5 protein-coding genes and 1 CRISPR repeat array are annotated in these 10801 nt (G+C 32.4%); of the genes, 4 read left to right on the top strand and 1 reads right to left on the bottom strand.

The genetic code is table 11. The annotated features are described in order from the left end of the window. Positions 1–105 precede the first annotated feature (105 nt). From D0T57_RS14550 to cas2, 3 genes are all read left to right on the top strand, one after another. Positions 106–318 carry a hypothetical protein gene (locus tag D0T57_RS14550; RefSeq protein ID WP_163274209.1) on the top strand — a complete coding sequence of 71 codons (213 nt, stop codon included), beginning with the start codon at positions 106–108 and terminating at the stop codon, positions 316–318. Positions 319–744: 426 nt separating this feature from the next. Then, the gene (cas1, locus tag D0T57_RS14555) at positions 745–3015 is read left to right on the top strand and encodes a CRISPR-associated endonuclease Cas1 (RefSeq protein WP_163274210.1); all 2271 of its coding nucleotides are present in this window, start codon (positions 745–747) and stop codon (positions 3013–3015) included. A gap of 7 nt (positions 3016–3022) precedes the next feature. Then, positions 3023–3313 (top strand): CRISPR-associated endonuclease Cas2, encoded by a 291-nt coding sequence (cas2, locus tag D0T57_RS14560; RefSeq protein ID WP_163274211.1) that lies wholly within the window; start codon positions 3023–3025, stop codon positions 3311–3313. Positions 3314–3762: 449 nt separating this feature from the next. Then, positions 3763–4620: a CRISPR direct-repeat array (repeat unit 35 nt; unit sequence GTTGTAGAAGCTCTCACTTTGGAGGGTATGACAAC). 146 nt (positions 4621–4766) lie between these two features. Here the strand turns inward: cas2 and D0T57_RS14565 are convergent. Further along, positions 4767–6329, bottom strand: a complete 1563-nt coding sequence (locus D0T57_RS14565) for a hypothetical protein (RefSeq protein ID WP_163274212.1) — start codon at positions 6327–6329, stop codon at positions 4767–4769. A 454-nt stretch (positions 6330–6783) separates the two neighbouring features. On the opposite strand from D0T57_RS14565, the gene cas13b reads away from it, so the two are divergent. Then, positions 6784–10299 (top strand): type VI-B CRISPR-associated RNA-guided ribonuclease Cas13b, encoded by a 3516-nt coding sequence (cas13b, locus tag D0T57_RS14570; RefSeq protein WP_163274213.1) that lies wholly within the window; start codon positions 6784–6786, stop codon positions 10297–10299. Positions 10300–10801: the final 502 nt, after the last annotated feature.

Consider the following 10801-nt stretch of genomic DNA (forward strand, 5'->3'; position numbering starts at 1 on the left):
TATTATGAATCCTATTGCTGATAAAAACCAAGAGAAATATAAACTGGCTGCATGAAACAAAAAGGGTAGGTCAATTTACTTTTGACACACCCTCTTTTTTATGTCATGGCAAAAACATTAGATAAACGCATAAAAGATATAATGGGGAGCAGTATTCTGGCTTCCTTTTTCATTGTAGAAGGGTTGAACATCACAATGCAGATCATAGACCAATTATCAGACGAACAGCTTTATAAACAATTTGGAGGACTTTATCATGCCCAGGATATCAGAAAATTCTACAAAGCTATGCATGAAAAGCTTAACGACAATTCCTAATTTTAACCTCCATTCGTATGACAAATATATCGTCAGCTTCAGCTCTGGAAAGGATTATGTAAAGCAATGTATTATGTAAATCGTAAATAATAATTTACTGATTATCAATAGGTGTTAATTATTTTTCTATCCATAATATTTATATATTTAAGGGTTAACATTATTCTTAAACCCTTAAATTAAAGTTATATGAAAACATAAAAACTTTGTCTGAATTAGTTAAATGAACTTTAAATGGGCTACATCGATTGCAGTATATGCCACTATCGATAGAACTATATGAACAAAAGTTTAATCAGTTCCTGAGATTTATTGTATTACATATAGTAATTATTACAACCTTGAATACCTTTATATAAATCTAAAAAATATTAATTCATAAAAGACAGTAAAATTGACACAATCAATATTGAAAATCTAATAACTATGCAAACATTATTTTGTAAACTCTGTACAATAGACCATCTTTATTCAGCATGGAATATAATAAAAACTAAAAATGCTGTTGGCGGTATTGATAAAATGACAATACTTGACTTTGATAACAATTTATCTGGAAACCTAAAGCAACTTCAAAAAGAACTCCAGACAAAAGAATGGCTACCGAATCCATATTTGCGCATAGAGATAAAGAAAAATGAAACAGAGAAACGAAAACTTGGGCTATTGACTATTAAAGATAAAATTGTGCAGCAAGCAATAAAAATACTGATAGAACCTAGATTCGAACGATTATTTCTCAATAATAGTTATGGGTATAGACCGGATAAAGGACATCTAAAAGCCATAAAAAGAGCTATGAGTGAGATTAATATGAGGAAGAATCTTTGGGTTGCGCAACTTGATATTGACAATTATTTCGACACAATTAACCATGAAATATTATTCAAACGTTTGAAGCCGATGGTTAACGATGATGAAGTTCTGCGTTTGATTGACTTGTCTACAAAAATGGGCGTTGTAGATGTTAATAAAAAATGGACTGATATAACAGAAGGCGTCCCCCAAGGTGCAATACTATCACCATTATTGTCTAACTTCTATTTACATTCTTTCGATCAGTTTATTACAACCAAGACAAACTCATATATACGATATGCTGATGATTTCATTTTTTTATCTGAGGATGAAGAGATAATAAGAGAACTTGTAATCAAATCTAGTACATTCCTAAAAGAACGCTTGTTATTGCAATTAAATGAGCCGATAATAAATGAAGTAAGTATTGGAATAGAGTTTCTAGGAATAAAATTGCAGAAAAAGAAAATCTCAATAACAGAAATAAAGCAAACTAGATTAATAGAAAGTATTGAAATGTTAAATATACAACATGGAACATTCTCTTCAAAAATCCTTCAGAAATTAGATAGTATAAGGAGGTATTATGCACAAATTTTACCTCAAGAATATCTTATTCCCTTAGATAAAGCCCTAGCAGAGCGAATCGTTACCTTAATAAGGACAAACACTATAGAATTTCGAAATAAAAAACATATAATACAAGAATTAAATAAAATTCCATTTTTTTCAGCAGAAGCTAATCTCGCTAGAAAAGAAAAAATAGATGAATGGAGTGGTTTGTACATGGATATCAAGCGAAAGTCCAATGAAAAAGATGATAATAATATCTTAGAGAAAAATAAAAAGCTTATTAATAAAAGAAAACGAGAATATCTTAAAAAAGAAAATGAAGGAACAGAACTTGTCGTTTCTTCATATGGAGTATTTATTGGAAAAAGTAATAAAGGTATAATTCTTAAACAAAAAGGCAAAGTTGTAAGCGATTCCCCATCTACAGCCTTAAAACATATTACAGTAATGACCAAGGGCGTTAGTATATCATCAGATGCTATAAATTATTGCATGGACAATAAGATTCCTATTGACTTTTTCGATTATACTGGTAAACATTATGCATCAATACTCGCTCCAATATCAGTGCAAAAAACACTTTGGCAAATGCAGGCAAATCTTTCATCTACCCGAAAAATTTACTTATCGACTCAGATAATAACAGGTAAGTTAAAAAATCAATTGAATTTGATTAAATATTTTCATAAATATCATAAAACTGATATAGGTTTATATCAAATATATGAATCCGTTTCTTCTCAATTGTCTGATATTATAAAGAAAATAAAAGATATAGCTTTAACAGAAAGTAACTATAAAGAAATTTTGATGGGATATGAGGCACAAGGAGCAATTTTATATTGGAATTATATAAGACAATTATTATTAGATGATGGTATTGATTTTAAATCACGTGAGCGAAAAGGAGCAATCGACTTGCTCAATTCATTACTCAACTATGGTTATGCCATTATATATGCCCGTATATGGCAGGCTGTACTAAAAGCGAAACTTAATCCATCAATCGGATATTTACATGCTTACCAACAAGGAAAACCTACATTAGTTTATGATATTATTGAATTGTTCAGGGCACAAGCAGTTGATCGGATAGTCATTAGCCTGGTACAAAAACGTGAGCCCTTATCAATGAGTAATCACCTATTGTCCGATGATACCAAAAAGCTATTGGTACAAAACATATTGGAACGAATACACCGCTATGAGAAATACCGAAGCCAAAATATAAGGTTTTCGGAGATAATAAAAGAACAAATACGGGATATATCTTTATATATTATTGGCGAAACCAATATTTTTAAACCTTATATTGCAAAATGGTAAAATAACTATGAAAAGAGCAACCAAAATATTCTGTATAGTAGCATATGATGTGGAAGATAATCGCCAACGTGATAAAATATCAAAATTGTTGGAAAAATATGGTATGCGTATCAATCTCAGTGTTTTTGAATGTATGTTCACAGATACACAATATAAAAAAGTAAAGGAAGATATAGAAAGACGAATAGATAAACGTACCGATACACTTGTTTATTATCCTATTTGTGTCAGTTGTTTCACAAAAATAGTGTATCAACCTGACAGGAGGAAATCTATCCGCACAGTAAAAATAATATGAAAACATTTGCGAAAAAAGTAAAAACGCATAAGTCTTTATTTTTTAAATACTTATGCGCTTTTAGGCATTTTCCATATAAGAAAAAAAATTCGCAAACCTCAGTTATTACAAATTATTCAATACATTTGCGAAAAATCCTGTTTTTTGAAATTTTACTTTTTCGCGTATTTCCTTCATTGCCAATGAATTGATGTTTTGAATAAAGTGGGTGTTTTCGAAAATATCCCATTTAAGAGCAGAAGCTAAAAGATTTGCGAATATTTCGAGGAGAGTAAAATACTCAAATACAGCACCTTAATGAAATAAAAATTAAAAAAACGTATTTTCTAGATAGAAAAATAGAGAACATTTGCGAAAATTCCTAAATGTGATGATGAGACATTCTTTCTCAGGAAGATTGGAATTGTAAATATAAACTTGATAAAATGTAGTCCTCTGAAAAACTGAATGTTGTAGAAGCTCTCACTTTGGAGGGTATGACAACATTAATCATTTCAGACGGTTTGTAGGTGTGAAAATGTTGTAGAAGCTCTCACTTTGGAGGGTATGACAACTTCATTTTCTCATTTTTTGATGTTGGTAAATTTAGTTGTAGAAGCTCTCACTTTGGAGGGTATGACAACACAGGTACGTTATTCACCAGTGTTATGGTGGCAGTTGTAGAAGCTCTCACTTTGGAGGGTATGACAACTTCCTTATCATACTTAAATTCGGCTTCATCTAAGGTAGTTGTAGAAGCTCTCACTTTGGAGGGTATGACAACATCCCATTCAGAGATGAATCCTTTTATTGTAGTTGTAGAAGCTCTCACTTTGGAGGGTATGACAACCAAAAGTACCAGAACTTGAAGTGGTAGTTTTACGTTGTAGAAGCTCTCACTTTGGAGGGTATGACAACCCAAGACGAGTTGAAAGGAACTTTTTCTCCGTGTTGTAGAAGCTCTCACTTTGGAGGGTATGACAACTGTTTAGTTCGAAGTCTGCTCCCACAGTCTTCATGTTGTAGAAGCTCTCACTTTGGAGGGTATGACAACAGTACAGTACTTATGAGTTCCCCAAAAGAAACCCGTTGTAGAAGCTCTCACTTTGGAGGGTATGACAACTATTTTTTTTCATGGCTTAGGCTGCCATTCCAAGTTGTAGAAGCTCTCACTTTGGAGGGTATGACAACAAAAAATGTTGATATTAGTCCCCAAAAGAAAGAGTTGTAGAAGCTCTCACTTTGGAGGGTATGACAACAATTTTCTTCTTAACTTTTTAGCTTCTTGCTTAAGTTGTAGAAGCTCTCACTTTGGAGGGTATGACAACGAGATGTGAAGGCGTGATCCGCTACCCGCAAACGGTTACAGAAGCTTTTATTTTGAGAAGTATTGTAACAGGAAGAGTATGGGCATAAAAAAACAGCCTGATCTGTGTTCAGATCAGGCTGTTAATGTTTATTTTAAAATTAAATCCTATTTCTTTTTTGCTTTATATATTAAATATCCAGAGAATACTATGGTGAATACAGCTAATAGTGACAATAGAATATCTATATAATACTTATAATCGTTATAAAATATAGAAAGGCACTCTACTTCAACATTCACACCTGAAAATACAACGATAGCAAAAAAGACTTGAGCTATATATATGTATACTAACCTGTCTGAAAGGTCTCTGCTTCTCTTAGCTTCATTTTTTTCAATTTCCTCTTGCTGTTTCAGTTCCTTATTCCTTATTTCCAATTCCTGTTCCTTTATAGCCAGCTCTTGTTCCTTAATTACGATATCCAGATCCTCTATCTTATCCCTTACTTCATCAAAATGTTGCCGTATAGATAAGTTTTGCGAGCAAAACCTGTAAAACAGATTATGCTGGGTTATATCAGATATGTCTGAGAAATAAGTGTTCGCCTTCATCTTCGACAGCTTCAATAAAGAATCTGTTATTGCTCCTTTCGAATCGGATACAGCATATAGATCAATGTTTGTAAGCCTGTCCGAAAGATTAAGCAACATTGTCCGCTGCAAGTACACCAGCATATATGTCCAAATATAACGGGACGCAAATGAATTATTCTTGAAATCCTGTATAAAAGGAGAAGGGTTAAGATTCAGATCGGTCATTACACAACCGCCTTCCACACAAGATGCAATATAAATATTGTCGAAAGTTTGCATATATATTTTGTTTCCCAACAAGTCACTTTCAGGATTTACCATATACTCCGTATTCTGACATCTGGCAAGACGAACAAAATTCTTCATTATATCTTCGTTTGGCAAAGTATCTTTCTCCTTTGTATCTACCTGTATATAACTGAGAAGGTGCATATTCTCTTTACCTATAAATTCGATTTTATTGTTACCGATATTCTTCAGCAGAAATGAAATAAGATTATGCAAATAGAAAATATCAGGATCTTTTTCTTTTTTCGATGGTTTTATATTGTCCCTGTTGTAATTCTTTAGAGATGAATAAATGCTGCTGTTCTTTTCATTGTCCTCTTCTATGCGTATTGCTAGCGATTGCTTTCCCACCTTATGAAGCAGATAATTTAAGTCTATATAATTCTCAAATTTACGGCTCTTTTTATCCGGTTCGAAGCAAAACATTATGAATCCAACCGATGATAATTGATGAAATACGAGTTTGGGAGAAGTCAGGGTACTTCTTTTATTTAATAATTTGAAATAATATTTTAATTCAATGTCTTCATCTCCAATCTTTTTTGTTTTCTTTATTTCAAGCGTATAATTATTAAATAAATTTCGGATTACGTCTTCTTCATCGGACACTAAGCCACGCCAATTATCTTTTAGGCTATACACCAGACAGTTATCCGGAATGAGAGCTCTTTCATCTTTTATTCCAAAATTGCTGAACAAGAATTTCGAAATATGCGGATACAGGAAGCTTTTATCTACACTAATTTCTATAGGCTCCCATAAAGATTTTTGCATTTCAGATACTACATTTTCACAATTGAATCTGAACGGTATAAAACAAACAGTCATCGAATCTTTAAGTTCCATAGTATTGTATAATTTTAATTACAGTAAATCCATGTAAGCAACACTCCATCAGGTTAAATAATTCGACTTATAAATAGAATTAAGAAGCAACTAAACAACCACACGCCTAAAGAGGCGGTGGGTTATGTAACGGACTAAAAGTCCTGTTAAGGCTAAAGCCATCTAACAGACAAGACTGAAAGTCAGAACAAAAACAATTATAAAATATTTTCAAAAAAAACGATGAATGAACTTCTTTATATAGCCAAGATGAAATCAATATCCAATTTGAGGGTATGTAAAGAATGCTCCGCCTAAAGGCGGGGGATTTCACCCATCCCAGAATTATAAATTAAATATGAAATAACCCGATACGGATATAAAGATATATTTTTTTAACAATAGATTTTAATAAACAGATTATTATTCCTAATTTAGTAAAGGAATAAACATTAATTCTTAAATATTTCACACTATGGAGCAGAACACCAAACATATCTTTGGCGCATATCTAAATATGGCCCGTCAAAATGCATTTATTACGTTATCACATATTTCAAAAATACTAGGAGCAACAAAAGAAGGTAATGAGGCTCACCTTTCGCAAATGAAGGCAATAACCATTTTGAAATCGGGTAGGCCAGAAGAAAAAGAAAAAGCAGTTAAGATACTTACCAAACATTTTCCATTTCTGAAGCCCATGGTGGACAATGATATTTCAAGGAAAGATTCAGTAAGTCAGACCGCAAATGCGGATATGTATAGCGATATATTAATAAAGACTTTTAATATTTTAAATCTACTTCGGGATCAACATTCACATTACATATTTATAGATGAAAGAATCGATGCAAAAGAAGGAGCGAAAAAAGCAGGTATAGAATCAGATAACAAAAAACTGGTTTATTATCTGAAAAACTGTTTTGATGGGGCACGCCGTATTGCAAAAGATCGTTTTGAGTTTTCCGACGATGACATGAAGTTCCTCACAGGCTCGAAATCGGGAGATAGATATGAAGAAATAATAAAAACTGATGAAAACGGAGAATTCATTTATAATGGTAAATGGCCAGCTAAGATACATCGGGAAAGAGATGACTTTGCCTATAAATTAGATACAAAGGGTAAAACACTTTCCCCTAAAGGTATTCTTTTCCTTATTTGCCTGTTTATTGAGAAAAAATATGCAACTATGCTTCTTGATACTCCGGAATTACATTTCTTCTCCAATAATACCCCAGAGATACAGAAAAAAATCATAAGGGAAATATTCAGTGTTTACCGTATACGCCTTCCCAAAGCAAGGATTGATAGTGAAAAACCGGTCTTTGCATTGGGGCTCGATATGCTAAATGAACTGAAAAAATGTCCGGATGAGTTATTTGAAACACTTAGCAAAAAAGATCAGGATAAATTCAGAATACAGCCCGAAAGAGATAATGCGGATAATGATAATATGGAAATATTGATGAAACGCTACCAGGATCGTTTCCCATATTATGCAATGAGATATTTCGATGATAATAGATTATTAAAAAAAATCCGTTTTCAGGTATCATTAGGAAAATACCGTTATAAATTTTATGAAAAAAAAGGTATTGATAGCGATAATAATGACCGTATCAGAGCTTTACAAAAAGAATTGAATGGCTTTGGACGCCTTGATGAAATAGAAAAAGTCCGGAAGGAGAAATGGGCTGAGCATATACGTCCATATGAAGAAATTCGGCAGGACACCGCAGATGAAAAACCTTATATTACAGATCACAGGGCTAATTATGTTACCAATGGAAACCGAATTGGAATGGCTTTTAATTCCGCAAAACGGCAAATAATAGATAAAGGCTATTTTATACCTGTAATTAATGGAAAAGAAACACTATGTAAGGTGCCCGATTGCTGGATGAGTATTCATGAACTTAAAGCAATGGTATTTCATAACCTTCTTTGTGATAAAGATAGTAAAGGCGAAACAGAGTCTGTTATTATTAACTATGTAGAACGTTATAGAAGACTTTTCTCAGATATAAAAGAAAAAAAACTACTACCGATATCACAAAACAGAGATGAAGCTGCTTCTGTCATAAAAGGAGATTATAATCTTGAGTTTAGTGAAATACCTGAAAAATTACAGGATTATCTGACTAATAAATCTGTGAATATCCAGGAACGCTTTAATAAACTTTCGAAAGAACGTATAGATAAAATGATAAGTTGGTCGGAACGTGCCACAGAAAGGTTAGAAAAAGATTTAAAAGTGATAAAAGATAGTAAAACCAATAAAATTGGATCAGATAAGTATGTAGATATAAAACCAGGACGTTTAGCTCGTTTCCTGTCTGAAGATATACTCTTGTTGCAACCTACAAAAAAACAAGGCAGAGATAAACTTACAGGAATGAATTTTCAGGTAATGCAAAGTTCGCTGGCAATATATGATAAGTCAATTGAAGAACTAAGGCGTATGTTCGTTAGTGCCCAATTAATAGGAAGTAATATTTCGCACCCTTTTTTAGACAAAGTATTAGATAAAAAACCGCAAGACACCATTAAATTTTACCAGATATATTTAGAAAAACGTATTAAATACTTAAAAAAGCTTACATCTAAAGACTATAAAGAATGTAATTTCCTCTTTTCCGGCAGACAAAAATGGACTGAACGTGATGATTCTTATTATACGGATTTGTCAGGTAGATATTTGGAACAACCGATTGAATTACCACGTGGGTTATTCAATGAAGTAATAAAGGAGAAACTGAAAAGCAAATACTCGGATAAATCTGATTTAATAGCGTCTTTATCAAAAGGTAGATGTAATGTCTCATTCCTTATAGCTGAATTTTTCAGGCATATACATGATGACGACAATCAGCCATTCTATGCCTATAAACGCACTTATGATATTTTTAATAATCTGAAAGACAATCGTACAGATAGAGAGATATTTAAACCCAAGAAAGAACATTATTTATCGCTTGACGATATACTTCTGGAAAATGAAACTTTAGATAAGAGTATTTCAAAATATATGCAGAAAAAGGCAGGGAATATATTATCAGGTGGAAATTCAGGCAAGAATGATGAATATAATAAAATAATAGAATGCTTTAAAGAAGTTGATCTTAGCAGTGAAATAAAGCAGGAACGTTCATTCTTTAATAAAATAAAGAAACAAGTCGAAGAAGGAAAAAGGGTTGATGGAGATATTGCGCAAATAAAGTCACTTCTTCACAGGAAAGGAATCGATTATAAAAATATTAAAACATCGAACAAAACATTTGACCTCACAATCTATGAAGGTTATCCAGAATATAAGAAGATTTGTGCTCAATTAAGGGATTTTAGAAAAAATGAGAAAGTTATCCGTCAATACAAAGTACAAGATATACTATTATACTTAATGGCTAAAGATGTCTTAATTAATAGTGAATGGAAAAATAATGAGATGGATGAAATCGGTCAATACAAACTCAAGAATATAATTCCTGAAGGAGATAATAATATCCTCTCATTACGAATACCGTTCAGCATCTCCCTTAAGCTGGAGGACAATTCTGTAAAAACGATCAGGCAAGAATCCCTCAAACTTAAGAATTATGGAGATTTCTTTAAATTCATATATGATCAACGTATAAAAACCTTGTTACCTCAAATTAAATCAGCAAAAATATTGGATAGAGAGGTACTGGAGAAGGAACTTGAACAATATGATTTAAACAGGACACCATTATTTAAACTTGTTCTTGACTTTGAAAAATCAATAGTTCTTCAGAAACCTGAACTTGAGTTGGAACGGCATGATTTTAAACAGATATTAAATGAATTTAATGCAGACATGGAAAATAAAGACCGTATGCGGTTAATTCGGAATGCATTTTGTCATAATAGTTATCCTAAACTTAATGATATTGAGGAAGCAACAAAATCCGAAATACCGAAAATTGCAAGTTCATTAGTCCATTCTTTTAAAAAACTGGCTAATAATTAAAGTGGTCTAAATTCTTGATTGTTATGTAAAAAATAGTGGAATATCCTGACAATAAGATACTCCACTATAATTATTCTTTTCACAAATTTTTAAGCAGGGGAGCATAGCTCTTTCAGCATCGTCATTAAAGATTTATCTTGTTCACAGTTGGGTAAATCAGTATCAATACTAATATTCGCTTTTTCAAAAGCTGACTCAAAACAGAAACGGGAAGCTACCCCAAAAGCCTATATTCCAACATCTCCAGAGATAGAGCCGATATGGGAGAATGACAAAAATATACTCATATGGCTCAATGATTTGTAGCTTTTTATGCGAAGAGTAATATGTGTCACCATGTTATTTATCGCTGATTTTCAGTATGTAATCACAAAACTCTTCGCATAATCTTACACTATCCATAAGCTACCTAAAAATTGATGTTTGTTCGGCGGCAATACGTAATCAGGATCGATTTAAAGGTATTCGCACACTTGTCTTATCTGGTGAACGCGGGGAAGAA

This window comes from Dysgonomonas sp. 511, assembly GCF_010501105.1.
In the GTDB taxonomy this organism is placed as follows: domain Bacteria; phylum Bacteroidota; class Bacteroidia; order Bacteroidales; family Dysgonomonadaceae; genus Dysgonomonas.